This is a genomic window from Halomonas sp. A29 (assembly GCF_046723295.1).
Taxonomy (GTDB): Bacteria; Pseudomonadota; Gammaproteobacteria; order Pseudomonadales; family Halomonadaceae; genus Halomonas.
This window is the reverse complement of the sequence record NZ_JAXQPR010000009.1, coordinates 86,164-112,237: the sequence shown is the minus strand read 5'-3', so window position 1 is coordinate 112,237 and position 26,074 is coordinate 86,164. Positions and strand designations below refer to the sequence as shown.

The 26,074-nt window shown below is 59.9% G+C and carries 21 protein-coding genes; 5 read left to right on the top strand and 16 right to left on the bottom strand.

The window, feature by feature from the left end; translation table 11 throughout:
- Nucleotides 1-389 precede the first annotated feature (389 nt).
- Together pcaD and SPH52_RS17955 are read right to left on the bottom strand one after the other, a co-directional pair.
- The gene (pcaD, locus tag SPH52_RS17960) at nt 390-1,199 is read right to left on the bottom strand and encodes a 3-oxoadipate enol-lactonase (RefSeq protein ID WP_411796425.1); all 810 of its coding nucleotides are present in this window, start codon (nt 1,197-1,199) and stop codon (nt 390-392) included.
- 3 nt (nt 1,200-1,202) lie between these two features.
- Complete coding sequence (locus SPH52_RS17955) at nt 1,203-2,219, bottom strand: tripartite tricarboxylate transporter substrate binding protein (RefSeq protein WP_411796424.1); 1,017 nt, start codon at nt 2,217-2,219, stop codon at nt 1,203-1,205.
- A 411-nt stretch (nt 2,220-2,630) separates the two neighbouring features.
- On the opposite strand from SPH52_RS17955, the gene SPH52_RS17950 reads away from it, so the two are divergent.
- Both SPH52_RS17950 and SPH52_RS17945 read left to right on the top strand, forming a co-directional pair.
- Nucleotides 2,631-3,092 (top strand): tripartite tricarboxylate transporter TctB family protein, encoded by a 462-nt coding sequence (locus SPH52_RS17950; RefSeq protein WP_411796423.1) that lies wholly within the window; start codon nt 2,631-2,633, stop codon nt 3,090-3,092.
- A 5-nt stretch (nt 3,093-3,097) separates the two neighbouring features.
- Complete coding sequence (locus SPH52_RS17945) at nt 3,098-4,594, top strand: tripartite tricarboxylate transporter permease (RefSeq protein WP_411796422.1); 1,497 nt, start codon at nt 3,098-3,100, stop codon at nt 4,592-4,594.
- A 136-nt stretch (nt 4,595-4,730) separates the two neighbouring features.
- Here SPH52_RS17945 and SPH52_RS17940 read toward each other — a convergent pair whose 3' ends face one another.
- Nucleotides 4,731-5,525, bottom strand: coding sequence for an IclR family transcriptional regulator (locus SPH52_RS17940; RefSeq protein WP_411796421.1), 795 nt, complete (start codon nt 5,523-5,525; stop codon nt 4,731-4,733).
- A 548-nt stretch (nt 5,526-6,073) separates the two neighbouring features.
- On the opposite strand from SPH52_RS17940, the gene SPH52_RS17935 reads away from it, so the two are divergent.
- Nucleotides 6,074-6,958 carry a LysR substrate-binding domain-containing protein gene (locus tag SPH52_RS17935; RefSeq protein ID WP_411796420.1) on the top strand — a complete coding sequence of 295 codons (885 nt, stop codon included), beginning with the start codon at nt 6,074-6,076 and terminating at the stop codon, nt 6,956-6,958.
- A gap of 29 nt (nt 6,959-6,987) precedes the next feature.
- Here SPH52_RS17935 and SPH52_RS17930 read toward each other — a convergent pair whose 3' ends face one another.
- The 9 genes from SPH52_RS17930 to SPH52_RS17890 form a co-directional block, all read right to left on the bottom strand.
- Nucleotides 6,988-8,181, bottom strand: a complete 1,194-nt coding sequence (locus tag SPH52_RS17930) for an MFS transporter (protein WP_411796419.1) — start codon at nt 8,179-8,181, stop codon at nt 6,988-6,990.
- Between the two features lie 114 nt (nt 8,182-8,295).
- Nucleotides 8,296-9,804, bottom strand: coding sequence for a tripartite tricarboxylate transporter permease (locus SPH52_RS17925; protein WP_411796418.1), 1,509 nt, complete (start codon nt 9,802-9,804; stop codon nt 8,296-8,298).
- Between the two features lie 9 nt (nt 9,805-9,813).
- Nucleotides 9,814-10,311, bottom strand: a complete 498-nt coding sequence (locus tag SPH52_RS17920; protein ID WP_411796417.1) for a tripartite tricarboxylate transporter TctB family protein — start codon at nt 10,309-10,311, stop codon at nt 9,814-9,816.
- Between the two features lie 160 nt (nt 10,312-10,471).
- Nucleotides 10,472-12,547 (bottom strand): 3-hydroxyacyl-CoA dehydrogenase NAD-binding domain-containing protein, encoded by a 2,076-nt coding sequence (locus SPH52_RS17915; RefSeq protein WP_411796416.1) that lies wholly within the window; start codon nt 12,545-12,547, stop codon nt 10,472-10,474.
- Complete coding sequence (locus tag SPH52_RS17910; RefSeq protein WP_411796415.1) at nt 12,540-14,654, bottom strand: acetate--CoA ligase family protein; 2,115 nt, start codon at nt 14,652-14,654, stop codon at nt 12,540-12,542. Before SPH52_RS17910 ends, SPH52_RS17915 begins: the two co-directional genes overlap by 8 nt.
- Nucleotides 14,651-15,448 carry an enoyl-CoA hydratase/isomerase family protein gene (locus tag SPH52_RS17905; RefSeq protein WP_411796414.1) on the bottom strand — a complete coding sequence of 266 codons (798 nt, stop codon included), beginning with the start codon at nt 15,446-15,448 and terminating at the stop codon, nt 14,651-14,653. Before SPH52_RS17905 ends, SPH52_RS17910 begins: the two co-directional genes overlap by 4 nt.
- Before the next feature lie 258 nt (nt 15,449-15,706).
- The gene (locus SPH52_RS17900; protein WP_411796413.1) at nt 15,707-16,696 is read right to left on the bottom strand and encodes a Bug family tripartite tricarboxylate transporter substrate binding protein; all 990 of its coding nucleotides are present in this window, start codon (nt 16,694-16,696) and stop codon (nt 15,707-15,709) included.
- A 125-nt stretch (nt 16,697-16,821) separates the two neighbouring features.
- On the bottom strand, nt 16,822-18,168 hold the full coding sequence (locus SPH52_RS17895; protein WP_411796412.1) for an MmgE/PrpD family protein: 1,347 nt from the start codon (nt 18,166-18,168) through the stop codon (nt 16,822-16,824).
- Nucleotides 18,169-18,177: 9 nt separating this feature from the next.
- A complete protein-coding gene (locus tag SPH52_RS17890) occupies nt 18,178-19,482 on the bottom strand; it encodes a CaiB/BaiF CoA transferase family protein (RefSeq protein ID WP_411796411.1) in 1,305 nt (434 codons plus the stop codon).
- Nucleotides 19,483-19,887: 405 nt separating this feature from the next.
- On the opposite strand from SPH52_RS17890, the gene SPH52_RS17885 reads away from it, so the two are divergent.
- Nucleotides 19,888-20,748: a LysR family transcriptional regulator gene (locus SPH52_RS17885; RefSeq protein ID WP_411796410.1), complete on the top strand. Its 861-nt coding sequence runs from the start codon at nt 19,888-19,890 to the stop codon at nt 20,746-20,748.
- 8 nt (nt 20,749-20,756) lie between these two features.
- Here the strand turns inward: SPH52_RS17885 and SPH52_RS17880 are convergent, their stop codons facing one another.
- From SPH52_RS17880 to SPH52_RS17870, 3 genes are all read right to left on the bottom strand, one after another.
- Nucleotides 20,757-21,119, bottom strand: coding sequence for a hypothetical protein (locus SPH52_RS17880; RefSeq protein ID WP_411796409.1), 363 nt, complete (start codon nt 21,117-21,119; stop codon nt 20,757-20,759).
- A 38-nt stretch (nt 21,120-21,157) separates the two neighbouring features.
- Nucleotides 21,158-21,523 (bottom strand): cupin domain-containing protein, encoded by a 366-nt coding sequence (locus SPH52_RS17875; protein WP_411796408.1) that lies wholly within the window; start codon nt 21,521-21,523, stop codon nt 21,158-21,160.
- Nucleotides 21,524-21,839: 316 nt separating this feature from the next.
- Complete coding sequence (locus SPH52_RS17870) at nt 21,840-23,678, bottom strand: feruloyl-CoA synthase (RefSeq protein WP_411796407.1); 1,839 nt, start codon at nt 23,676-23,678, stop codon at nt 21,840-21,842.
- A gap of 336 nt (nt 23,679-24,014) precedes the next feature.
- Between SPH52_RS17870 and SPH52_RS17865 the strand changes: the two genes are divergently transcribed.
- Nucleotides 24,015-24,473, top strand: coding sequence for a MarR family winged helix-turn-helix transcriptional regulator (locus SPH52_RS17865; protein ID WP_411796406.1), 459 nt, complete (start codon nt 24,015-24,017; stop codon nt 24,471-24,473).
- Nucleotides 24,474-24,521: 48 nt separating this feature from the next.
- On the opposite strand, the gene SPH52_RS17860 is transcribed toward SPH52_RS17865, so the two are convergent.
- A complete protein-coding gene (locus SPH52_RS17860; protein WP_411796405.1) occupies nt 24,522-25,973 on the bottom strand; it encodes an aldehyde dehydrogenase in 1,452 nt (483 codons plus the stop codon).
- Between the last annotated feature and the right edge of the window lie 101 nt (nt 25,974-26,074).

Genomic DNA, 26,074 nt, shown 5'->3' with positions numbered 1-26,074 from the left:
GTTACCTCGGCGGTTTATATTTGTTTGTGTATAAAACAATGGTCATCAACATCTATTTGAAAGCCGATTATAGTCCACTCATCAACCCCTCTTGATACCCGACTTTGGTATGATACTTAGCCCGACGCCTGGCCTGGTGGCCGTCCGCTTGCATCCGCGGCCGTCCACCGGGCAGCGGCGCCAATGGGCTTCGCCGGAGCAAGCCAAAGTTAAATTAGTCGAATACACAACACATCGCTCCTGGCGGGCCAGCTAGTGCGCGGTTGCAGCGATCTGTCTGTAGGAGGACGGGCTGAGCGAGGATCGCTCAACATGGGAAGACTGGAGAACAGGCGGGAGAGAAAAGAAGTGGTTGCCCGGCGAGTGTCAGGCAACCACGTATTCGGTGATCAATTGGCGGGACGCACCGAGCTCAGGAATTGCTTCAGCGCTCGGTTGAACTGTTCGGGCTGCTCGACACATGTCATATGTGCTGCATCCGAGATCACAACCAGGGTCGACTCCTTGAGGTTACGGTGAATAGTGAGTGCTGCATCAAGAGGCGTTCCGATGTCGTACTCCCCCACGATGACGAGCGCTGGGCACGCGATCTCATGCAGCCTGTTCGTCGTCTGGACATCGGCGATGGCAGCACAGCAGCCACACCAGCCATTGACGGAGGTGTCACCAATCATGGTGGCGATACGCCTGGTTTCATCGGGGTCCTCGGCCCGAAACCTTTCGGTAAACCAGCGCCCGATCGCAGGCCCTACCAGTGCCTGGACGCCTTCCTCGCGAGCGATACGAATACGCTCCGCCCACATCGAGTGGGGAGTACTCGTATGCTCGCTCGTCGTATCGGCAAGAATCAGAGAATGCAGTCTCTCTGGATTTTTCAGCGCGAACACCTGGCCAATCATTCCGCCCATCGAGAAGCCTAGCCAGTGAGCCTTGTCTACCCCGACATGGTCCATCAGCGCCAGAGCATCGTCTGCAAGCAGCTCGAGAGTGTACGGAGGCTCCGAGCCCTCGCTTTGTCCATGGCCTCTGGTGTCGTAACGCAGCAGCCGGTATTCCGATTGCAAAGCGTCCAATTGTCGATCCCACATTGCCAGATCGCAGCCCAGGGAGTGGGACATGACGATCCATGGTCCTTGGTCACCAGTGATCGAGTAGTTGACGTTAATGCCGTTGATCATTGTCTGCACGGGGTAGTCCATCCATCATTCCGGAACGATATTGGCTTCTTCAGCAATTTGCTTGAACTTTTCGTACTCCGCTTCCAGAAGCTGCTGGAAAGCCTCTGGAGAGTCCGCCGATACCGTCACGCCCATTTCTTCCAGGCGACCGCCGACATCGGGAAGACGCAGGATGGCCGCCGTTTCCTGGTGCAGGCGCTGCACTGTCTCATCCGGCGTCTGCGCAGGTACGAGCAGGCCATACCAGAACGCCCATTCGTAATCGGGGAGACCGGCTTCCATGGCCGTGGGCAGATCGGGCATCTCTTCGACCCGCTCACGGCTCGTGACGGCAAGCGCGCGCACTCGGCCTTCCTTGACGTACTCGACTGCTGCCACGTAGGGAGCCATGGTGAAGTCGACGCGGCTGGCCATGACCTCGGTCAGAGCCTCGCTGACTCCGCGGTAGGGGATATGGAGCACATCGATATCCGCCTGCTGCTTCAGCAGCTCAGCCGCAAAATGGGTGCTGCTGCCCACCCCTGCCGAGGAGTAATCCAACCCGCCCGGATTTGCCCTGGCGGCATCGATCAAATCCTCGAGCGTGGCGTAGGCCGAGTCACTCGGTACGACCAGCAGCGCCGGGCCGTCTCCAATCAAGGTTACCGGGGCGAAGTCATTGAGGGTGTCGTAGCGCATCTCGCGGTAGATGGCAGGAGCCGTGGCATGTGCCGGCGTGACACTGAGAATGGTGGTGCCATCCGCCGGTGCGGCCAGCACGTCCTGGGCGGCCATTGTGCCACCTACGCCGGGCCGGTTGATGACAACGGCCGGTACACCTTGACGCTCGGCGAGTTTTTCGGCGATCAAACGGGCCCCCAGATCAGGTATGCCACCCGCACCGAACCCGACGATGAAACGATAGGTCGAGGCATTGGATACCACCTGGACAGGAGCATCTGAATCGGCTGCCATGGCGACCGAGCTACCGCCGAGGATAAAACACCCCAGCAGGGCTGACTTCAGGACACGGGACAGGAACGGATGTGTTGGCGTACTCATGGTAATGGCCCTTCTTTTTCGCTGTTGTTGTGCATGGGGATGTTTCCCCTTCACTGAGCCTGGCACATCTCGCCTCACCGCAGAACGGCTCATTTCCACCATGTGGAATTGGCCAGCCCTGCCACCACAACCCTTTGAAATAAATTGACTTATCTGAGGTTCAAGAACAGGCAGCGGTGGCGCCCTGATACTGCCATACCAAAATGTAAGGCCTTCTCAAATCAAAAGGCATTGGACGAAATTTTCGCCATGGCATTAACTTAAAGTACCTCTAATTTTATCAACACATCGACAGTCAAGATCATCAATGTAGAAAGGGAGCATTCATCCAGAGCACTTGAAAGGCACGCCGATAGCCCACTGTCGTTGAACGGCCACGAACTACAAAATTCAATCAAGGCTGAAAAAGGCATGACGATAAACAAAAGAGAAATGATAGCAGGATCAATCATTTTATTAATAGGCATGGCAGGCCTGTTCATCATATACGACTACAACATTGGAACCGCAAGGAGAATGGGGCCAGGTTACTTGCCGCTGGCCTTGAGCCTGATGCTCAGCGCCGTAGGTGCCCTCATCATTGTAACGAGCATCACCGCCTTACCAAGGAACCTTTCCAACAAGAGCTTTCCCAGCGTGTCCTGGCGCCCGATGACAGCGATATTTTTCAGCTTGGGTGGGTTCATGGCAGGCATGTACCTTGGCGGCCTACTGCCTGCGATCGTGCTTACCATCCTGATCTCCTCGATAGCAGATAAAAACAGCACCTGGACGGGTGTAATAGCACTACTGATAACGGTGCCATTCGCTGCCTGGCTCATATTCAATCAAGGGCTAGGACTACCTATACCCTTCCTGGAACTGAGGCGGTAAGTATCATGCTAGAGAACATTTTGCTTGGCTTGCAAACAGCCTTAACACTGGAAAACATCTTTTATTGTTTTGCCGGTGTGTTCCTCGGAACCTTTATCGGTGTCCTGCCCGGGATAGGCTCACTCGCAGCTGTCTCCATGCTGTTGCCTCTTTCCTTTTATCTCGACCCAACGACGGCACTCGTGATGTTGGCAGGGGTTTACTACGGAGCAGAATATGGCGGTTCCACAGCGTCGATCCTGCTCAACCTTCCTGGCACCCCATCGTCTGCCGTGACCTGCCTGGATGGCTACCCCATGGCAATGGCGGGCCGAGCCGGCGTCGCCCTGTTCATTACCACCATCGCCTCCTTCGTAGGGGGATCGATCGGCATCCTCATGCTGATGCTCTTTGCCCCTCTCTTGGCCAGCTTTGCGCTTTCATTCGGCCCCTCCGAGTATTTCGCACTCATGACCCTGGGACTTGTTGCCGCTGCCGGGGTAGTGCAGGGCTCACCTTTGAAAGGCCTGGCCATGGTCTTGCTTGGCCTACTGCTGGGATCCGTTGGCGTCGATATCAACACCGGCGAGACGCGCCTCACGTTTGGGCTTCAGGGTCTATACGATGGGATCAGCCTGGTAGCATTGGCGATGGGGCTTTTCGGTGTGGCCGAGATCATTTCGTCCATCAATACCCACAAGCCAGCCTCCAGTGGCATGAAGGTTCGCCTGCGCTCCATGCTTCCCAGTTCTGAAGAGAGTAGAAAAATTGGCTTCCCCATGCTTCGTGGTGCAGGTATCGGCAGCTTTTTTGGTGCCCTTCCCGGTGCTGGGCAGTCCATCGCCTCTTTTATCGGCTATTCCGTTGAAAAGCGCATGTCCAAGGATCCGTCACGCTTCGGCAAGGGGGCTCCCGAGGGATTAGCCTCTCCGGAAGCGGCCAATAATGCCGCCGTTCAAGCTTCTTTCGTCCCCACCTTGACCTTGGGAATACCCGGGAGCGCTACGATGGCCCTGATGATGGGGGCTCTGCTTATCCATGGCATAACACCCGGGCCAGGCTTGATTTCTGATCGACCAGATATTTTCTGGGGGCTGACCATGAGTTTCTGGATCGGCAACATCATGTTGCTCATCCTCAACATACCCTTGATTGGCATATGGGTTAGTCTGCTCAAGATCAGGTACAGCTATCTTTACCCAACCATTCTCTGCTTGATATGCATTGGGGTTTACACTCTGAACTACAGTCTCTTCGAAGTTGCCTTGGTTCTGTTCTTCGGGGCTCTCGGCTACTCCATGCGCCTTCTGGGCTTCGAGCCGGCCCCGGTGATCATTGGCTTCGTACTTGGCCCTATGCTCGAGGAGAACCTGAGACGCGCCATGCTGATGGCAAGAGGGGATTTTACCGTTTTACTCTCTCGCCCCATCACCGCAGTGCTGCTGGCAATAGCGGCAATCCTGCTGATTAGAATGGCTATCCAAATGATTCGCCGAAGCCAGCGCTCTACGGCGAATCCCTAGGCTATGTACGAAAAGTCGGCGAAAGAACGGAGTTTACGAGGGTGTAAATGAGTGTTTTGAGCCGATTTTTAACGCCGCATGGCCGAGCGCAGGCAGTTTTCGTACAAAGCCTAGCATTGGCAGCTTGGAGATTATGCTAGTCCTGCTTCATGCTCTCCACGATAACCTTCTTCAGTTCGAGAAGCACTGGAGACAGTGCTTCCCCCACCTCATCCTTGGAGGTTTTCGTCGCAAGGCTGATATTCAATACATAAACCGGATGGTCATCCATCACGACAGGGGTGGCCAGGGCCACTATCCCAGGCTGCCAAGAGACCGCACAATAGCCCTTCTCCCACACTGACTCCATTGACCTCTCGATCTCCGTCTTTCGCTCCTCGCCACCTGGCTGTCCAAGCTCGTATCGTTTAAAAAAGCTCTTTCTTTCGACATCCGAGGTGGCCGACAAATAAGCATGGCCCAGGGAGGTCAGTTCCATCGGCACTCTCTGCCCAGACACTATGCTTCGAAGCGTGGACTTTACGTTGTAACGGATGGATTCTAGATACACCATTTCATCCCGGTCGGCGGTGGCAACTCCAACATTGATTTGATGTTGTTCAGACACCATACGCATCAGCGGAGTAGCGAGCTTGAAGACTGGGTGGCTGCTTCGCATTGCATGGGCAAAGCTCAAGACAGGAGCACCGAGCCGATACGCCCTCCTGTGCCGGTCATGCTCAAGCACCCCTGCCAAGCAAAGCGTTTGGGTCAACCGGCTTACCGTCGAGCGTGACAAGCCCGTGCGCTCGGCCAACTCGCTATTTCCCAACAAGTCATATCCTGCACGAAAAGCACGAATTATCTCGACGCCTCGCTCTAGTGACTGGACTGCCTTGCTGGTATGTCTTTTTTCTTTCGCCTTTCCTGGCGACGTGCCCTTCATTCCCATAGCTGCCCCCCTGCCGAGCCACTATGCCTCGGGAAATAGCGTTACCTTCAATATACAAGACTTCTCACTCCACCGGCTCCCCGCTGACACCATCTCCCGGCCTTGGACCGTAGTACCGGCCCGTCTTTTGCCGGCAGGCCAAGTTCTGGCGAGAAGCAGGGTGTTAAGGAAACACTACACAAATGCCTGCGCGAGCGAATCACTGCGTTGCGCGGTGCTCGGAATCCTCACATATACCCCATATGCTCCGGTTGACTCTAAGCCTTCGGCTTCTCGCCCCTTCGGGGCCAGCCTACGGCTGTTTGTCGCTTCGCTCGGTACTGTGCTCCGTGCTCCGTGCGCTTCATCTCGCTCGGCGATTTGTTCAGCGCTTCCTTAGCGCACCGGTGGGCACCAGAGGCGTTGCAGGTTGGTGTTCAGGGGGATACACTCCTAGCGATAAGTCGATTTTTTCTTATTTTAGCATCGCGCGAGTCGCACCTTTGACCAAAAAACAATGGCAACAGTGAGCAGGATACGCTTATTGATGCAGTCTATACGGTGACAACATGAGCCTCTCACTACCACCTCTTAACCCGCTTAGAGCGTTTGTGGTAGCCGCTCGCTCATGTAGCCTCACTCGTGCCGCCGACGAGCTCCACGTATCGCAAGTTGCCGTTAGCCGGCAGGTGAAGGTGCTGGAAGATTACCTTGGTGTCGCGCTGTTTACTCGCCTGCATCGTGGCATAGAACTCACCCAAGAAGGCGCAGAGCTCTACGAAGGTGTAAAGCAAGCCTTTCAGGATATTGAAACTGCCTCGAGAAAAGTATCTCGCAGGAATCATCGAGACACGCTGTCGATTCAGTCCTACACTACGTTCTCCCAAAGATGGCTAATACCGAGACTTGCCGACTTCCACAAGAAGAATCCTCTGCTCGAAGTAAAGCTATCGTCGTCCTTGAAGCCCGTCGACTTCAGCTCCCAGAACGTGGATGCTGCCATCCGCTCCGGTCATGGGGACTGGCCAGGTCTGCATGCAGAAAAGCTGGTCGATATCGAACTCATTCCGATCGTATCGGCGTCCCTGTGGGCAACAGAAAACTTGAAAAAAGGCGATATTTCACAAGTGCGCCTGTTGCACTCGATGGCGCGCCCGGATGACTGGAAGAAGTGGATAGAGGCAAGCGGCAGCCAGGCTGATCCTGAGATGGGGATCAAGTTCGACACCTCTGCGCTGGCCTATGAAGCCGCCTCGATGGACATTGGCTGCGCCATCGCCATAAAAGTATTTATCGAGCGCCAGCTTCAGGATGGCGGCTTCGTGGCGCTATCGGACTTTGTCTGCAAGACGGGTGAGGCCTATTACCTGACCTGGCCAAAAGACGCCCGCCCCTCGGATGCACTGCTCAAGTTCCTGGAGTGGATGAGAGGACTGATAGATCAGCCGCTGTGATAAAAATCGACCTGGTAGAAACCAGTCTATTAGTCAGCAAACTTCCGAACTAGTGTCTTGCCATAGCGATGTCGAAGCCACTTGAATATCGCCAGGTGCAAGAACAGCATCATGCCACAGATGAAATAGGCCACCGTAAAACCGCCGAGCTGTGTGGCAAAGCCTAGAAGCAACGGCGCGAGGAACTGCATCGCCCGGTTGGCCATGAGCCGTATCGCCAAGGTTTGCGCCCTCTGCTCTTCGAGTACCTCCTCAGCGATCACCACCATCGAAAGCGGCTGGGACAGCCCTACCCCAACTCCTACCAGGATCGAGAAGAAGCACAGCAGGTAGAAGTTGCCCGCAAAGCCGGTCAGCAACAAGCCTGAGGCCATGAATGCCATGGTCAATGCCATAGTCGCGTAACGTCCGCGGAGGAGACGGACGATCATGCTCGTGAATGGCCTGATCGCCATCGAGGAGAAAGCGCGCAGGCTGACAATGAGTCCGATCGTGGTGCCAGAAAGAGCCAGGCTTTCCAGGTAGACGGGGAGATAGCTGGAGTGCGCACCCAGCGCCAGCATCGCCGCGATCGACGCAATCATGGATAGCTGAACGCCATGCGTGTTCTTCACCAGCGCCAGCTGTCTCGCCAACCCCACTCGCAAGCCGACTTTTTTCTTAGCACCGCCATGCCCCTTTCTCTTGTTGGAGATGAAGATCGCCACCAGTGAAACCAGAGACAAAAGAAAAGCAGCGTGGATGGCGCCCGCAGGACCGCCCCGATGGTCGATCATCCATCCCGCCAGCAAGGGCCCGAGCATTTGGCCGACGGAGAGAAACGTCGTGTACCAACCGAAATAACGCTCCAGCTTGGTGCCCCTGCCGAAGTAGGTTACGGCCGTCTGCGCCGAGATGATCATCATCAGCTGCGCCAGGCCGATCACCAGTTGCCCTGCGACCAGCCCTGTGAAGCCAGGCAGTGCGGCCAGCAACCATGCGCCCAGCACCATGCCCACCGCCCCCAGCTGCAGAGGGCGAGTGCTCCCCCAACGCGCGACAAGCGAACCAAACGACAGCGCCAGAAACAGCGGCAGAACGTAGGGCGCGCTGACCAGCAGCCCCAGGGCCAACGGCGTTGCGCCAAGCTCGATGGCTGATAGCGGCACGGCCACCAGCAGCATTGTTTGCACGAGGAAGGCGACGCTCAAGCTCAGGCAAATACACGCAAACTCCATTCGCATCGCACGCTTCCCTCTTGGTCAGGCCCTGATGAAAGACCTGGTGCTGCATCAGCAGAAAACATGAAGGGGTGGACAGCCAACGTTGCCCACCCCGTACCTCACCGGTCGCTTCAACTACCTGACGATCGGGCGCTGACGACGGTATCCCTTGATCTTGTTGCGGAAAAGCCCCAGCGCCGGCAAGAGGAACGACAGCAGCGCAATCGCCAGCAGCGTGGCACTCAGGGGGTTGGTCACGAACGTCGTTACATCGCCATTCGAAATGGAAAGGGCACGGCGGAGGTTGGTCTCCAGCATATCGCCCAGCACCAGTGCCAGGATGACGGGAGCCAAGGGAATGTTGACCTTGCGTAGTACGTACCCGATGACACCGAAAGCCAGCGTCACATAGACCGGGAACATCGAGCTTTCCGAAGCGTAGGCGCCGATCAGGCTGATCGAGGCAACGATGGCGGCTATCGCCGGGCGCGGAATATCGGCCACTTTGGCCCAGAATCTGGCGCCGGCCAGCCCGATGAACACCATGATCGGCACGCTGATCCACAGCGAGACAAAGACCGTGTAGGGGATCTGCGGGTTGGTGGTGAACAGCAGCGGTCCGGGCTGTATGCCGTGGATCATGAGCGCACCGATCATGATGGCCGTGGTGGCGGAGCCCGGTATGCCCAAGGCCAGCATCGGAGCAAGCGAACCGGATACCGATGCATTGTTCGCCGTTTCCGAGGCGGCGATGCCCTCGTAGCTGCCTTTGCCGAACAGCTCGGGCTTCTTGGAAAAGCGCTTGGCAACGGCGTAAGAGACGAAGGAGCCGACGGAAGCGCCCGCGCCGGGTATTACTCCGACGAAGTAGCCGATGAGCGAGCTTCTCAGGAACAGCATCTTCATCTTGTAGAACGTCTTGAAAGGCACCGCCAGGATCCCGCTCATGGGCTGGTTCTTGGTTTTATGGCTGGCCCCCGCTTCGATCATGTACAGCACTTCGGAGAGGGCGAACAGCCCCAGCAGGGCAGGCACCAGGGGCAGCCCCTCGAAGAAATCGGGGTGGTAGCTGAAGCGCGGCACTCCCGTCTGGGTATCCAGGCCGATCGTGGCCAGGGCCAGCCCGATGCCCATGGCCAGCGCACCTTTCAGCAGCGAGCCGGAGGAGAGGCTGGAGACCAGGCTAAGGCCGAGCAGAGCGAGGGCGAAGTAAGCGGTAGGGCCGAAGTTTAGCGCATACTCGGAAAGCGGTACGGCGGTAAGGAACAGCAGAACCGCGCTGGCAAAGATACCCACGCCCGAAGAGATGATGGAAATGTTCAGCGCAATGCCCGTCTTCCCCTGCTTGGTCAACGGGTAGCCATCCCAAGCCGTGGCAACCGCGGCCGCCGTGCCGGGTGAATTGAGCAGGATGCCGGAGATTGCGCCACCATACTCGGCCGCGGCGAACAGAGACACCAGCATGACGATGGAGACGATGGGGTCCATGCCATAGGTAAAGGGGATCATCAGTGCGATACCCAGGCTAGGCCCCAAGCCGGGGATGGCGCCGATCAGGTAGCCGATGAGGGCGCCCGCGACGAGGCCAAGGGGAACCATCGGATTGGCAAAGGCATCCAGGCCTATCAGGAGATTGTCAATCATGATCACACCTCAATCGAAATAGACGCCAAGCACCAGCACGAAGAGGACATAAATGCCCACGGATAACAGCGGAGGCAGGCCAAGCAAAAGGAGATAACGCCTTTCGCCCCCCAGCCACATCACCAGCAACGCAAGCAGTGCAATACCGACAAGAGGCCCGGTCCACGAGAGAGTCATAACCATGGCGAGCATGACGGCGATCACGAGTGCCACTTGCACCGGCCGACTAATCGCAACGAAGGGCTCCACTTCGTCCTTTCGCGGCACAACCAATGAAACGACGAGAAGCGCCAGCAAGGATGCCCCGATAACCAGCGAGACGATAAAGGGAAACCCACCGGCCCCCACGCCACGAGCCGATCCCGGCAGGCCCAGAGCCTCCTTGAAGTAAAAGGCATTGAGCAGGAAAAGAACGAGGTAAACAAAAATCTCAAACCCTTTCTTGCTTATCCTGATCTCCGAAACGACTTCTTCCTTGGGGTCGGCATCATGTGATAAATCACTCATTGGCGTTCTCCAGAATTCTTGTAATGTTCAACGGCTCATCCAGGCCTTTTCATCATCAGGGCGCAGAAACATATCGCGAAAAACTGACTATTCATCAGTCTCGACCGTAATAAACGTTAGGGCCAAACTAGACGAAATGAGAATGGATGACTTCTACCGTCTAGCCTTTTAACGTATCGGCACTCACCAGACCGGCATCGCCACGTTCGTGGCCCTTACCGCTTACCTCGGCGAGCCATGCAAGCTCCGACGTGAGTCGCTCATGGCCCCACTGCCGCGCAATGAAGAGGGGGCCGCCACGCCAGCGCGGGAATCCGTAGCCATGCACGAGCGCGATGTCGATGTCCGCCGGTCGCTGGCAAACCCCTTCACCCAGCAAGAGCAGTGCCTCGTTGATCAGCGCCAGCAGCGCTCGCTGCTGGATCTCCTCGTCACTGAACCCCCTCGCCTCGATACGCTGTTCCTGGCGGTACCGGTCGATGATCGCAGCGACCTCAGGGTCCGAAACGGGGCCTTTGCCTTCGCCATAGCGGTAGTAGCCCTTGCCGGTCTTGCGCCCCAGGCGACCGGCCTCACAGATCACATCGGGTATCCCGACATAGCGGCGCAGATGCCGGGTGGTCAGGGTTTGCTGGCGCATCCTCCAGGCGATATCCAGCCCGGACATGTCGGCCACCTTGAACGGCCCCATGGCCATGCCATAGGCTTCAAGGGCACTGTCGATCCGTTCGGGGCTAGCGCCCTCTTCCAGCATGAACTCACACTGACGGCGATAGGCCGCGTACAGCCGGTTGCCGACGAAGCCCCAGCTGTTGGCGACCACGATCGCCTTTTTCTTCAAGCGCCGAGAGAACCTGATAGCGGTGCTGAGCGTCTGCTCGCTGGTCGTCTCGCAGCGCACCACCTCGAGCAGCGCCATGCGCTGCGCGGGGCTGAAGAAGTGCAGCCCAAGCACGCGCTGTGGATGGGCCACGCCCTCCGCAATCCGGTCGATATCGAGATAGGAGGTATTGGTCGCCAGCAGCGTCTCCTCACCGACCAGGCCGGCAAGGTCGGCAAACAGCGCCCGCTTGACGTCGAGATCCTCGATGATGGCTTCGATGACCAGATCCGTACCGACCACCGCCTGGATCTCCTGGGTGGGGCGCAGTCTCGCCAGCATCTCGTCGCGCTGCTCGGCCGTCATGCGTCCGCGATCGATATTGCCATTCAGCTCATCCGCGATTCGCTTCACCCCCGCCTCGAGGGCCGCAGCATTGAGCTCAAGCAGATCAACCACATAGCCGGCCTGCAGCACGCAGAGGGCAATGCCGCTGCCCATGGTGCCGGCACCGAACACCGAGACCCGCTTCAGTAAGCGCGGCTCCACGGCCTGGGTCGGCGTGAAGGGCTGGGCTCGTTCGGCGAAGAAGAGGTAGCGCAGCGCGCGTGCGGGCTCGCTGCCACGCAGGGCGAGGAAGTGCGCCCGCTCCTTGGCCACCGCTTCGGCAAAGCTCGACTTGCCTGCGCTCATGACCACCTCGGCCGCCACGGCCGCCGCAGGTAAACCGCGGGAGCGTGCCAGGAGCTTTTGCGCCTGCGCCTGCAGCGTCGATTCATCGACGGGCGCGACGTCACGCTCGGCCAGGGGCCGCTTGCCGCCCCGGTAACGGCTCGCGTAGGCCAGGATCTCGGCCTGCTGCGACTCCTCGTCCGTAGCCACCAGCAGCTCGTCCACCAGTCCGATCCGGTTGGCCTCGACGGCAGCGATGGACTTGCCGCTGACGATCATCTCCAGCGCCTTGGCCAGCCCCACGGCGCGCGGCAGGCGCTGGGTACCCCCGGCACCGGGAATGACACCGACGCTGACCTCGGGCAATCCAAGCGTGGCGCTGGGCGTGGCCAGTCGCACGTCGCAGGCCAGGGCCAGCTCCAGCCCGCCGCCCAAGGTGTGGCCCTTGACGACGGCGATCAGCGGCAGCGGAAAGGCGGCCAGCGCCGCCGTAACCTGCGGCAGCGTCGGCTCGGTCGGCTCCTTTTCCAGCTCGTGCAGGTCGGCGCCGGCCATCAGGTGCTGGCCCGCTCCCGTCAGCACGACAGCGGTGGTGCGTTGCACGTCGATCCGGTCCAGCGCGGCGAGGATGCCCCTGCGCACCGCGTCGGTGCTGCTGTTGACCGGCGGGTTGTCGAGGGTGATGACCGCCACAGCCCCCTCCTGGCGAAGGTGGACCTGGCCGCCGCTGCACGGTTCAGCCATGGGCGTTTTCCTCCCCGCAACCCTCGTCGAGGACGAGCACCGCGTCCGCTGCCACCACGCCCTGCCCTTCCGGCATGACGAACAGCGGGTTGATCTCCGAGGTCACCACATGGTCGCCCAGCTCTGCCATCAGGGCGGAGAAATTGACGATCGCCTGTGCCAGCGCTTCGGTATCGCGCCGCGCTGCACCGCGATACCCGTCGAGCAGGGGCCAGGTGGTCAACTGCTGCATCATCTCCCTGGCCTGTTCCAGCGTGAGGGCGCCCTGCACCGGCAACAGCCGGATGGCGGTGTCCTTGAACAGCTCAGCCGTGACGCCACCGGCCCCCAGCAGAATGGCCGTGCCCAGGGCATCGCGGTTGGCGCCCAGGATCAGCTCATGGCCGCCCGACACCATCGCCTCCACCAGGTAGGCGTCGGGACGGCGTCCCACGTGGGACTCCACCTGATGCGCCATCTGCTCCAGGCGATCGCCGATGGTCTCGGCATCCAGGTGCAGTGCCACGCCGCCGATGTCGCTCTTGTGCAGCAGGTTGGCGTCCAGCACCTTCAACACGACCGGCGCTCCCACTTCACTGGCGGCGCGCTCGGCCTCTTCACGAGTGTGCACGACGCGGCTCGCCGGTACGGCAATGCCGGCCTGGGAGAACAGCTGCTTGGCGGCCGCTTCGTCAATCGCCCCTTGGGGCAGACCGCTCAGGTCGGGCAGTTGGACGCTCGGCTGGCTGGCCCCAGCGCTCAGCGGTTGGCCGGTGAGATACAGGGCTTCCAATACCGCGCTGCAGCTTTCCGGCGAGCTGAAACCGGGAATTGCCGCCCGGTTCAGGCGCTGCAGCGTATTCGGCGCATAGGGGCTGACATAAGCCAACACCGGCTTGTCACTGGCACCGAGACTGTCGCTGATCGCGCCGACCACCAGGTCCGGCATGGCCAGGCCCGAAGAGCCGATGATCACGATCAAGGCATCGTAGCTGTTGCTTTCGAGCAGGATACGAATCGCTTGCCGCAGCAGATCTGGCTGCAGCCCCGCCAGGGTCACGTCGATGGGGTTACGATCGAGCGCCGTTGGCGTGTCGCCCTGCAGGGCACGCAGTTTCCCCGCGGTGGCCTGGTCCGGCGGCGGCGTCTCGAAGCCATTGATCCCCAGGCTGTCGGCGATGAGCGTTCCGGCACCGCCGGTGGAGGTCAGCACGGCGACGCGACGCCCCGCCAGCTTGCGACCGGCCACCAGCACGGCGGGCACGTCGAGGAATTCGTCGAAGGTGTTGACGCGGATGACACCCAGCTCACGGAAGAAGGCGTCGTAGACGCGGTCTTCACCCGCAAGAGCACCGGTGTGCGAGCTGGCGGCGCTGGCGCCCGCCTCGGAGCGCCCGATCTTGAACACCACCAGGGGCTTGCCTGCTTCGCGGGCCCGCATCGCCACCTCACGGAAACGTGCCGGGTGACGAATGCTCTCCAGGTAAAGCGCAATCACCTTGGTGTTGGGATCGTCGATCAGATACTCGACGAAGTCGCTCACTTCCAGGTCCACCTCGTTGCTGGTGGAGATGAGCGAGGAGAGGCCGATACCGCGGCCCGCCGCACGCGAAAGCAACGCCCCCAGGATGCCACCGCTCTGGGAAACGACCGCCACGCTGCCGGCAGGCAGCTCGCTGACCTCCAAGGCTCCGCTGGCGGAAAGGGGGATGCCGGCCGTCAGGTTGACCAGGCCGATGGTGTTCGGCCCCAGGATGCGCATGGAGCCGGCGGCCTCCTTCAACTGCGCCTGAAGATCCTGGCCTTCTTCTCCCGCTTCCGCATAACCGCTGGCGAGCACCACCGCAGCCTTGCAGCCCAGTTGGGCCAGGGAGCGAACCGCATCGATGCTGCGTCTGGCATTGAGCAGCACCAAGCCGACATCCGGGGCCTCCGGCAGCGCCTCCACGTTCGGGTAGCAGGTGAGGCCCTGGATCTCATCGGCCTTGGGATTGACCGGATAGATCGGTCCCTCGAAGCCGTGCTTGATCAAGTAGGAAACGGGCAGCCCCGAGGTCTTCTTCGGATCGGCGGAAGCGCCGATCACCGCAATGCTGCGCGGATTGAGGAGGGCATCGATCTGGTTCATTGTTGCGCCTCCTTCATGCGATCGAGAAAGGCCTGCACCGAGCGACGGTGCTCTTGTGAGGTGTAACAGATGCCCTGGGCCTTGCTGCCCTCGGCGAATACCTGGTGCTCGGACATCTCATAGCTCTTGTTGATGACCGACTTGGTCAAGGCGATCGCCGTACGCGAGCCGCTGCTCATCTCGTCTGCCATGGCCTGGGCCGAGCTCAACAGCTCGTCGGCGCTGCAAAGCTGATCCGCAATGCCCAGCTGCAGGGCCTCTTCGGCATTCACCCGGCGACCGCTGAAGATCAGCGCCTTGGCACGCGCCAGGCCGACACGGCGGGGCAGGAAGTACATGCCGCCGCCGTCCGGCACCAGCCCACGGGCGATGTAGGCCCAGGTGAAATGGGCATACTCGGATGCCACGACGAAGTCACAGGAGAGCGCCAGATCCGCGCCCAGCCCCGCCGCCGCACCGTTCACGGCCGCCACGGTGGGAATCGGCAGATTCAGCAGCAGGCTGGCGGCGTAGTGCACGCCCTGCTGGCGCTCCCAGCCGTTGAACCCCACTGTCGACGGGTCGGCCTCCATCCGCGTCTTCATGTCGGCAATATCACCGCCGGCACAAAACCCCTTGCCGCTCCCGGTGATGACCAGGGCGCGAATGGCGCGATCGGTGCGAATCGACAGCAGATGCGCCACCAGCTCGGCCCGCATGGCATCGCTCATGGCGTTGCGCTTGTCGGGACGGTTCAGCGTCAGCAGGGCAATTCCGTTATCGACCGTACAGTTGACCAACTCGTTCTGGCTCATGACACACCCCTCTTTGAATAACAGCCGTCATGTAGAAAAAGTTATTTAAAGAATGAAGCCCAACGGCTTTTTCTATAAACCAGGCCACTGCCTGTATAACTTGATTAAAAGAAAGAAAAGGCCCCACCTGTGGCCAAAGGAGAGAACCCTTGAGAGCCACAGGAGAAAAATGGGGCATAAAACAGATTATATTGCTCTTCAAGAAGTCCGTGCGGCAGAAAAGCTCACTCTACCGCTCTGACGGGAAGAATCACTTCGCTATCTTTCCAGCTCGATCTTGGCGACTTCGCTTATCCTTCTTGCGTATTCCGTATACTCTTCAGGACCCATCCATGAATCGGTGACGCCGGCGTTACGTGAGTACTCCTGGTAGTGCTCGGAACGCATGGCCTCGTGAAACGTATCGGCAATCTTCTGCTGGGTTTCCATCGGAATGTCGGCCGGGCCAAAGACACCGCGCACCTGCACCCAGCCAGTGTCGATATCGACCCCTTGCTCTGCGAAGGTGGGAACGTCCGGCAGCCCTTCCAGCCTTTCATCGGCAATGACGCCGACCCCCTGGATGCGGCCAGCATCGAAGAAGCTCTTGAGCGCACTGAGGTTGGAGATGCCTACATCCACATGGCCACCCATGACGGCGGCGATGATATCGGGCGTGCCGTTGTAGGCGATCCATTCGAACTCGACGTCGGCCTCATTCTCGAGCATGGAGATCGCAATGTGCTGCGTCGAGCCTTCCGGACCGAACCCTCCGACGCTGACTTTTCCGCTGCCATTGCCGGCTTTCTCGATCAGCTCGCCAACGCTCTCGATTCCTGTCTCGCTTCTGGAAAAGACGATATGCACGTCCTCCTGGGCCGAGGCGATCCAGGCAAAGTCATCCAACTCGAAAACACCGTTGAGGTTGGTCAGCATCCCGGTGAAGTGGGAAAGCGTGTTGATGCCCAGCGTCAGGCCGTCGGGCTTGGCACTGCGAACTCGGGACATCTGGGTGGCACCCGCACCGCCGGGCGAATTGATAATGACGATCTGCTGCCCGATCATGGGCTCCATCGTTTCAGCCAGCGTTCTGATGAAAACATCGGCCGAACCACCCGCCTGGGTATGCATGACGAAATTGACGGTGCCTGTCGGCCAGTCGCTATCGGCGGCTACTGCCAAGCTGCCCGTAGCAGCGGTGGAAAACAGCGACACGACAGCAGCGCCAAAGAGAGTTTTCGACACGGTTTTTTTAAACTTGTTATTCATCTATACCACCTCACTATCTTATTTATTCAGGACAAAGCAGCTTCTCTGACTCATGCTGGCACGACGCAATAGCTGCTTCCACCGACCATAAATTGGTGCTTGGCCAACCTTTGGTTCAGTGAATGCTACGTAGATGACAAAAGCTTTCCGGGCAGCTCGTTACCCCACAGGATGTTGCTCTTGATTCGCGCAAGATCAGACTTTGGTATAATTCCGTCACTCAGCTCATCGTACTTTTCGATCAGCTCATCATCCGACATGGGATCTTCCGGATCCCCCTTGCGGGTCTCCTGGAAATGGATGTGCTTCTTGCCCTCATGGGTCGTCACGATGATGTTGGCCATCCGCTTCGCGGGGTACTCTTTGGCGATGTCCGATCTTTCCGATACCGTCACCTTTCTCATCAGGTCACGCACTCGCGTGTCGCTCAGCATGGCGCTTTCGAACGCCTGCAGCCTGACGTTTCCCGACACCAGGAAGGCAGCAATGCAGTACTGAAGGCTGAACCTGGCCTCCTGGGCCGAGCCCGGATCGGGCCGATTGCACATCGAGTAGGTGGCGCCGTATCCCTCGACGTGAATGCCCTTTATCCGATCGAGCGGTATGTCCACGCTTTCCCGCAGCACTTTCAAGCCATCGAGTGCCGGGAAGATGTGCCCACAGCAGCCATGATTCTTGATCGTCATGCGTGTGATGGGGGTCCAGTCACCGATGCCTGCCAGAGCGGCCTCCCAGTTCCCCGTTGAGTCGCTGGTCGCCGCAGCGAAACCCTTGGGCGCGTGCAGGCTATCGAGCGATGCCGTCACTCCATGAGCGGCCGCCATGCCGGCCATGAGTCCGGCATCTGCCGCATGGCCGGCATGCAGCGGCTTGGCCATGCCCTCGCCCTGCAAGTTCTGCTGGTGGCCACCGGCGAAGCTGCTCGAGAGCGCAATGGCATGGGCAATCTGCTCTCGACTCGCTCCCAGCAGCATCGCCGTCGACACGGCCGCGCCGATGGTCCCCACGGTCGCCGAGGTATGCCAGTAGGTGTAGTGGCTTGGCTGGATGGCCAGCGCGATGCGGCAGCCAACCTCGTAACCGCCGACGATGGCGCGGTGCAGCCATTCGCGAGACGCGTCGATGTCCTGGGCAACGGCAAGCGCCGCCGCAATGGTTGAACTGCCTGGATGGTAGCCGCCATCCTTGAAGATATCGTCGAACTCGACGGTATGGCTGGCCGTGGCGTTCAACAAGGCGGCGTACCTGGGCGCACCCTGCAGCCCATCGACGTAGCACACCGCCTTGCCGTCGCCGCGGGTAGCAGCAAATGCGCGAGTGAGTAGCGTGGCAGGTGCATGGCGAGTACCGGGCAGCGTGGTGGCAAACCAGTCCAGCAGCGCCCTGCGCGTCGCCCAGTCGACCTCGGAGGTCAATGGCCGCTGTTGCCACTCGTCCGCCACCCGCGCCAAGCATTCGATAGGGTGGTTCATGGGGCTCTCCTAGCGAGTCTCGTCCAATGCACCGCCAATGACGCCCGCGGCCTTCAGCGCCTGCAGGTCACCCGTCGAATATCCCAGGCTGGCGAGCAGCTCCGCCGTCTGGGCACCGACCTTTTGCGGCGCCGAGGTGATACCCCGCTCTCCGGCGGACAACGTGAATGCCGAGATCGGTACGACCAGCTCACGCTCGTCGCTTTCCTCGATGGGCTGGCTGTGCAGTATGCCCCTGGCGTCGATCTGCGGGTCTGCCAGGGCTTCCTCCAGCCGCCTGATTCGCGCCGCCGGGATGCGTCGCTTCTGCAGGAATTTCTCCCAGTAGCTCGCGGTCATGGTGCCGATAATTTCCGCGATGACTCTCGCTTCTTCCTCATGGCTATCGAGGCGCTGGTTGTTGTTCTCCTTGATCATGTCCTCGCGTCCCAGCGCCGTCCACAGGCGTTTCTGCTGAGTCAGGTTGGAGGCAGCGATCATCAAGGGCTCATCGGAGGCCTGGTAGCAGCCGATGGTGGCGAAGGGGAACGTATTCCCCTTCGGCTCCGGCTTTTTGCCGTTCCACAGTAGCGCGGTCAAATAGGGGCTTGTCAGCATCAAGGCCGTATCCAGCATCGACACATCGACGAACTGCCCCTTTCCCCCATTACGCTCGCGCTGAAAAAGCGCCGTCGTGATAGCAAAAGCCGCCGTCGTGCCCGTGGCATAGTCGACGACCGGTGCACCGCTCTTGAGCGGCCCCGTATGGCGGTTGCCCGTCATGGCCATCATGCCGGAGAAGGCCTGAATGACGTTATCGTAGGCCGTCAGCTCCCGGCGCGGCCCGGTGGAACCGAAGGCAGAGATGGAGCAGTAGATCAGTGCCGGGTTTATGGCCGCCAGATCTTCATAGCCCAACCCCAGCTTTTCCAAGGCGCCCGGGCGATAGTTCTCGACGAATACGTCGGCCGTCGCCAGCAGCTTCTTCATGATTTCTCGCCCTTCGGGCTTCTTGAAATCGACGGCGACAGCCTTCTTGTTGCTCGCCTGCGACATGAAGGCCGTACCCATGCCCATGTCGTTCAATTTACGGTCAGACCCTTGCAGGCGCGCCTGATCGGGATCTGACGGCGACTCGAGCTTGATGACATCCGCTCCTAGCACGGCGAGTTGATAAGTGGCAAAGGGGCCAGCCAGGACATGGGTGGCATCAATAACTCGCACGCCTTCAAAGGGGGAAGACATAACACCTCTTCTCATTACGAAATTATTCTCTGCCACAAAAAAACTGGCGAGGCCAATAGAAAAATATACAAGTACGGGCCAGGCGTGCACTGAAGAAAAATCATGCCAAGGCTAACAAAATGTTTGTAGCGTCCTCCCGCTTGAGAGGTTTCCGAGATATCAGGGTGTGCAGATCTCGAAAAAGCGATAGATCAGATGGGCCACCCGGTTTCCATGCTGCTCATAGAACTGCTCCTCCTGCAGCTCTTTTTCACCCGGTGGGATCTTGGTGCAGTCAACTATTTGAAAGCCGACCATAAGGCTCCGGCCACTAGCATCTGGACATAGGGGAACAATAAGATGCATCATCATCCTCTTACTTAAAAGTTATGCCGCGAGTGAAATCCCGACACCTCAGAAAAAACCATCGAATCATCATTCCTGCGCAAACATTTAATGGCAATTATATTGACTCCTGCTCACAAGACGAGGGCTCAAAAATGAAAAGGCCTTTTCATGGATAAAAAGCATATTGATTGGGATGCTCTGGCTCTCTTCATAACTGTCGCTCGTGAACAGGGCTTGTCGGCAGCATCCCGCCGGATCGGCACGAGTGCCCCCACTCTAAGTCGCCGCATGCTGTCCTTGGAACGAAGCCTAGGTCGCCAATTGTTTGTGCGAGGCAGGCTTGGTTATTCCCTGACGGAAGACGGCCAAACGCTGTTGCAAGGGCTCGAGGAGGTAGAGACTCGCATTGAACGGCTGACCCAGCCAAGCGAGAAGATCAAGCCAACCGTGAAGATATCGGCCGGTAGCTGGACGGCTCTTTTCTTGATGGAACGGTTGGACTTGGTTACGGGCCAGCCGCCTGACATCAAACCCTGTTTCATTACCAGCGAGCAGGTGCTCAGTATACGGCACCGGGAGGCGGTGATCGGTTTTCGGAACCAGCGACCCACGGAGAAGACGCTGGTAGCGCGGAAGCTCAATCCTGTCGAGTTTGCTCCTTACGTAGCCACCGGCGCTCCGGAACGCTGGATCAAAGTGCTTGTGGACACACCATCGGCGCGCTGGGTGGATCGTGAAATCAGAGAAGAAGACATTGTTTGTGAAGTCAGCCAGCCTCGCGCCGCTCTTGACCTTGCACTCACAGGTATTGGTATCGCGCTTTTGCCTACCTTTATCGGAGATGCACAGGATCGTTTACACCGCGTTCAGCCTCCGATCGACGAGTTGAGGCATGAGCAGTGGTTGGTTACCCATCAGGACGACCGTAACCTACCGGAGGTTCGGAAGACGATTGATAGGATCTACGCATTCATGCGGAATGAAATTGACGGAAACGCGGCAGCGAGCGGCGGATGCAGCGAAGCGTGAGGAACTGGTTAGACCACCAAGCGAGAGATCATGTAGCTTTCGCCATCCTCAGCTATGACGCGAACTGAAGACGAAGCGGCCAAGGTAAGCAGCTCTTCCAGCGAAACCTTGACGGAAGAAAGATCGATCGTCTGCTGCGCAAGATCGCTCGTGTCGATGGGCTGACGCTTGTGGGGCTCAGATATGATTTGCTTGTTTGAGATCTCTACGCGTCCAGCCATGAGCAATCGCATGTCCCGAATCAGGTACGCGGCAAGCTGGTCGTCCGAGATATCTTCGCCAGGAATATCGAGACGGAAGTCCTCTGCAGAAAGACTCCCGCCATTCGTAAAGTGAACGGTGAAATCGAATTTCACACGATAGTCGCCCATACCCACCCCTGCAGCCTAACTGACAGAATTGGACCAACTCAGATCCAGACGTCGTTCTCGGCGGTCCGCTCGCCGCCGGCCTGACCCGTATTCAGGACCCCGCGCGGCTCGATCAGCATCACTTCCGCCTCCTGCTCGGCGAAAGGCTTGTGCTCGACGCCCTTCGGGACCACGAACATCTCACCGGCGGCCAGATTGACCGCGCCATCACGGAAGTCGATGCGCAGGTTGCCCTTGATCACCAGGAACACCTCATCCGTCTCGGGATGATCGTGCCAGACGAAATCTCCCTCGAGCTTGACCACCTTGAACTGGTAGTCGTTCATCTCGGCGATCACCCTGGGTGACCACTGCTCGTTGAGCAGGCCAAGCTTCTGTTGGATATCGATTGCCTTGTAGTCCATCTTCCCCTCCCCTCGTCGGATACCGTTCGAGTCGCCGAATCGCCACGGCGCCGCTGCTGTCGAGCTGCGATATAGCAACGTTAGGCTTCGTCTGAAAAATCGGCGAGCAAAGGCCAGACAAGGCAAAACCAGCGAAAAGACGGAGTTTACGTGGTGTAAATGAGTACTTTGAGCTGGTTTTTAACGCAGTATGGGCAAGCGTAGCCAGTTTTCAGATAAAGCCTAGCATCAACGAGGCGAGACAAAACAGAGACAGTTATGCGCCATTCCGTGCATGACAGTTCAGCCGGACCGCAGCCTCCAGTTCAAAGGGTATTCAATCGAGCCGCCATACGCTGGGCGGCGGTGGCTCGCGATAAAGCGCCTCGACGATGTCGGCTCGGTTCTCCAGCACGGCGCGCTGGTTGATCGAACCCTTGTCGGTAATCTCGTGGGCGTCCAGGCGCGGCGGCTCGTCGAGCAGCACCACGCGCCGTACCCGGGTGGAGCTGCCCGTGCTGTGGGCATCCAGGTCACGCAGCATGTGCAGAAACCGCTCGCGCACCGGCTCGCTGGCCAGCACCGTGGCGGCATCGGCTGTGCCGCCCAGCTCCGCCAGCTCCCGGCACTTCTCCAGGTCCGGGAACACCATGATCGAGACATAGGGCTTGTCGAGCCCGGCGATCACCACGTCCTTCACATGGGGGGCGCCGGATTCGATGATGCGCGCCCGCAGCGGCCCGACGCTGACCCAGGTGCCGGTGTCCAGCTTGAAGTCCTCGGAGATGCGTCCGTCGAAGCGCATGCCGCGCTGGGGGTCGTCCGGGTCGATGAACTTGACCGCATCGCCCAGGCAGTAGAATCCCTCCTCGTCGAAGCTCTTCGCGGTGACCTCGGGCTGGCGCCAGTAGCCCGGCATCACGTTGGGGCCCTTCACCCGGCACTCCAGCTTGCCGCCGTTGGGCACCAGCTTGATCGTCACCCCGCGGGCGGGCAGGCCCACTACGCCGGACCTGGACTCCTCCAGCGAAGCGAACATCGCCGAGGGGGCGGTCTCGGTGGCGCCCAGCCCGGTCAGCATGCCGATCTTGCAGCCCAGGGTCTGAATGGCCAGGCGGTCGAGCTCGTCCCAGATGTGCTGGGAGAGCCCCGCCGCGGCGAAGAACATCAGGTTGAGCCGCGAGAAGAAGGTCTCGCGCAGGGCATTCTCGCGCTTCAGATAGTCCGCCAGGATCTCGAAACCCTTGGGCACGTTGAAGTAGACCGTCGGTGCGATCTCGCGCAGGTTGGCGATGGTGGTCTCGAACTCGCCCGGCACCGGGCGGCCATCGTCGATGTAGAGGCTGCCACCGTTGTAGAGCACGATGCCGATGTTGTGGTTACCGCCAAAGGTGTGATTCCAGGGCAACCAATCCACCAGTACCGGCGGCTCGTCGCGCATGAAAGGCATCAGCGACGCCAGCATCTCCTGATTGGCGCAGAGCATGCGGTGGGTGTTGATGACCCCCTTGGGCATGCCGGTGGAGCCGGAGGTGAACAGGATCTTGACGATGGTGTCGGGGGTCACGGTCGCGCGGGCTTCATCCACCGCCGCGGTAACAGGCGTATCCAGCAGCTCACCAAAGCCGCGCACACCCGTATGGCTTGCCGGGTCGATGGCGAGACATTCACAGTCGGCTGGCTGCACCGCTGCCAGGGCAGGGGCAAAATCGTCGGCCTTGTCGACCAACAGCAAGCCCGGCGTGAGCAGCTCGACGATATGGCGCAGCTTGCCGTAATCGCGGCTGACCAGCGAATAGGCCGGCGATACGGGGGCGAAGGGGATACCCACGTACATTGCCGCCAGCGCCAGCAGCAGGTGCTCGATGGAGTTGCCGCTGAGGATGGCCAGGGGCCGCTCGGCGCTCAGCTCCCGGTTCAGCAACCCCTGCGCCAGGCAGCGCACTCGCGTCAGGGTTTCGGCATAGCTCAGGCGCTGCCATTCGCCGCCGGCATCTCGGCGCGCCACGAAGGTGCGCTCCGGCGCCTCATGGGCCCAGCGTTCCAGGCAATCAAGCAGGCTGTCGGGATAGGCGCCGAGAGGTTCCTCGATGCTGAGAAGTCGGGTTCCGTCATCGCGCAGGATCAACCTGGCGGTGGCAGTTCCCAGGTGGACATCGCGAAAGGAGTGAGACATGGGTGCTCCGCTGTTTATGATCGTTGTCAGCTTCGAAAGGGGCATCTCGCTACCCTCGGCATGGGAGCCTTGGTAACATGGAGTCCAGTATTTTTTTAAATTGTTGGTGTGTCAAACATTTCGCCAGCATAACATTATGCTTCAACGAGCCGAAACCAGGCAGCGGAATCTTTTTATATCAAAGAGATACACGCCATTAGGCACGTATCGGGTACGGTCGCCCTGGCTGAGCTGCGACTAAAGTTGATGCCCTAGCGGGCCTCGCCGACCGGTATCCGATAAACAATTCGCTGCTTGCCGCCTCGTGGCTCACCCAACGTCAGGGCCGACCAACCTATGAGCAACGACGACCAGAACGGTATCGACTACTCCATGCTGCAATCGCGTCTCGGCTACAAGCTACGCCGAGCGCAGCTCGTCTACTTCGACGTGTTCTTCGAGGCCTGTGCCCAGGAAGGCATAACGCCGGGGCTGTTCAGCATCCTCGCCATCATCTATCACAACCCGGGGCTTACCCAGTCGGCGGTTTCCACCGCCTTGGACGTGGACCGCTCGGCCATGGTCGCAGCCATCGACAAGCTGGAAAGCATGGAGGTGGTGGAGCGGCGCAAGTCGAAGAACGATCGTCGCTCCTATGCGCTGTACCTGACCGACAAGGGCAGGGACTTCACCGAGCGGCTCAACCGTAAGGTCGCTGCGGGTGAAGACAACTTCGACGGCTTCATGAAAGAGGGTGAGCGCGAGTGGCTGCTCGACCTTCTCGACCGCATCATCGAGGCCAGGAAGGGAAGCTGAATTCAGCTTCCCTTCACACTCCGCGAGGCATGAATCGACCTGGGTCGGCTAAATCGGATAGTGCCGCGGCCCCAGCTGCACCGTGATCCAGCGCAGCTCGGTGAACTCCTCGATGCCTGCCTTGCCCCCGAATCGCCCATAGCCGCTGGCCTTGGTGCCGCCGAAGGGCATCTGCGGCTCGTCGTGCACCGTGGGGGCATTGATGTGGCAGATGCCCGAGCGGATCTTCCCGGCCACCTTGAATCCGCGCGCCGTGTCGCGGCTGAACACCGCCGCCGAGAGGCCGTACTCGCTGTCGTTGGCGATGCGAATCGCCTCCTCCTCGCCTTCCACGCGGATCACCGCCACCACCGGCCCGAAGGACTCCTCGCTGTAGAGCCGCATTGCCGGCGTCACGCCATCCACCACCGTGGCCGGCATGATCACCCCATCGGCGCGGCCGCCCGCGGCCAGGCGCGCGCCGTGGCTTTCGGCGTCGTCGAGCAGGCCGTTGAGCTTCTGCCCCGACTCGGCGTTGATCAAGGTGCCCAGGGCGTTGCCCTCGCCCTGCGGATCGCCGGCCTTGAGCGCCGCGGCGCGGGTGGCCAGCTTGTCGACGAAGGCGTCGGCCACCGAGGCATCGACGATCAGCCGCTCGGTGGACATGCAGATCTGCCCTTGGTTGAAGAAGGCACCGAAAATCGCCGCGTCCACCGCCGCATCCAGGTCGGCGTCGTCCAGCACCAGGAACGGCGCCTTGCCGCCCAGCTCCAGCAGCACCGGCTTGAGATGACGCGCCGCCTTCTCGGCGATGATGCGCCCCACCCCGGTGGAGCCGGTGAAGTTGATACGCGCCACCTCGGGGTGGGCGATCAGCGCTTCCACCACCTGCGGGGCCTCGTGGGGTGCATTGGTGACCACGTTGACGATCCCGTCCCCGAGCCCGGCCTCCACCAGCACCTCACCGATCAGATGATGGGTCGCCGGGCACTGCTCCGAGGCCTTGAGGATTACCGTGTTGCCGCAGGCCAGCGGCGTGGCCACGGCCCGGGTACCGAGGATGATCGGCGCGTTCCACGGCGCGATACCCACCACCACGCCACAGGGCACGCGGATGCCCATGGCCAGGTTGTCGGGCACGTTGGAAGGAATCACGTCGCCCTGAATCTGGGTGGTCAGCGACGCCGCCTCGCGCAGCATGCCGGCGGCCACCATCACGTTGAAGCCGGCCCAGCCCGGCGTGGCGCCGGTCTCGTTCACCATGCGCTCGATGAAATCGGCCTGGCGCGCCTCCATCAGCTCCGCCGCCTTGAGCAGCTTGGCGCGCCGCTCGCCGGGGCCCGTTTGCGACCAGGACGCGAAGGCGCGGCCCGCAGCATCCGCCGCCGCCTTGGCATCTTCCACCGAAGCGGCCGCCGCCGTGGTCGCCACCTCACCCGTGAAAGGGTTGCGGCGTTCGAACGTTCCTTCTCCGGAAGCGGCCTTGGCCTGGCCGCCGATCAGCAATCCGAGGGTCGTCATGGGTCTCTCCGTTGCGTTGTTTTCAGCGTCGTCCGCTTTCATTTTCCCCGAAGCCATGCACCACATAAGGCAATATCAGCGGGATTACTTGGACTTTCCCC

What these genes read in the sequence shown, in the direction of transcription:
- pcaD (WP_411796425.1), bottom strand. Translation starts at nt 1,199, where the DNA reads ATGGACTACCCCGTGCAGACAATGATCAACGGCATTAACGTCAACTAC.
- SPH52_RS17955 (WP_411796424.1), bottom strand. Translation starts at nt 2,219, where the DNA reads ATGAGTACGCCAACACATCCGTTCCTGTCCCGTGTCCTGAAGTCAGCC.
- SPH52_RS17950 (WP_411796423.1), top strand. Translation starts at nt 2,631, where the DNA reads ATGACGATAAACAAAAGAGAAATGATAGCAGGATCAATCATTTTATTA.
- SPH52_RS17945 (WP_411796422.1), top strand. Translation starts at nt 3,098, where the DNA reads ATGCTAGAGAACATTTTGCTTGGCTTGCAAACAGCCTTAACACTGGAA.
- SPH52_RS17940 (WP_411796421.1), bottom strand. Translation starts at nt 5,525, where the DNA reads ATGGGAATGAAGGGCACGTCGCCAGGAAAGGCGAAAGAAAAAAGACAT.
- SPH52_RS17935 (WP_411796420.1), top strand. Translation starts at nt 6,074, where the DNA reads ATGAGCCTCTCACTACCACCTCTTAACCCGCTTAGAGCGTTTGTGGTA.
- SPH52_RS17930 (WP_411796419.1), bottom strand. Translation starts at nt 8,181, where the DNA reads ATGCGAATGGAGTTTGCGTGTATTTGCCTGAGCTTGAGCGTCGCCTTC.
- SPH52_RS17925 (WP_411796418.1), bottom strand. Translation starts at nt 9,804, where the DNA reads ATGATTGACAATCTCCTGATAGGCCTGGATGCCTTTGCCAATCCGATG.
- SPH52_RS17920 (WP_411796417.1), bottom strand. Translation starts at nt 10,311, where the DNA reads ATGAGTGATTTATCACATGATGCCGACCCCAAGGAAGAAGTCGTTTCG.
- SPH52_RS17915 (WP_411796416.1), bottom strand. Translation starts at nt 12,547, where the DNA reads ATGGCTGAACCGTGCAGCGGCGGCCAGGTCCACCTTCGCCAGGAGGGG.
- SPH52_RS17910 (WP_411796415.1), bottom strand. Translation starts at nt 14,654, where the DNA reads ATGAACCAGATCGATGCCCTCCTCAATCCGCGCAGCATTGCGGTGATC.
- SPH52_RS17905 (WP_411796414.1), bottom strand. Translation starts at nt 15,448, where the DNA reads ATGAGCCAGAACGAGTTGGTCAACTGTACGGTCGATAACGGAATTGCC.
- SPH52_RS17900 (WP_411796413.1), bottom strand. Translation starts at nt 16,696, where the DNA reads ATGAATAACAAGTTTAAAAAAACCGTGTCGAAAACTCTCTTTGGCGCT.
- SPH52_RS17895 (WP_411796412.1), bottom strand. Translation starts at nt 18,168, where the DNA reads ATGAACCACCCTATCGAATGCTTGGCGCGGGTGGCGGACGAGTGGCAA.
- SPH52_RS17885 (WP_411796410.1), top strand. Translation starts at nt 19,888, where the DNA reads ATGGATAAAAAGCATATTGATTGGGATGCTCTGGCTCTCTTCATAACT.
- SPH52_RS17880 (WP_411796409.1), bottom strand. Translation starts at nt 21,119, where the DNA reads ATGGGCGACTATCGTGTGAAATTCGATTTCACCGTTCACTTTACGAAT.
- SPH52_RS17875 (WP_411796408.1), bottom strand. Translation starts at nt 21,523, where the DNA reads ATGGACTACAAGGCAATCGATATCCAACAGAAGCTTGGCCTGCTCAAC.
- SPH52_RS17870 (WP_411796407.1), bottom strand. Translation starts at nt 23,678, where the DNA reads ATGTCTCACTCCTTTCGCGATGTCCACCTGGGAACTGCCACCGCCAGG.
- SPH52_RS17865 (WP_411796406.1), top strand. Translation starts at nt 24,015, where the DNA reads ATGAGCAACGACGACCAGAACGGTATCGACTACTCCATGCTGCAATCG.
- SPH52_RS17860 (WP_411796405.1), bottom strand. Translation starts at nt 25,973, where the DNA reads ATGACGACCCTCGGATTGCTGATCGGCGGCCAGGCCAAGGCCGCTTCC.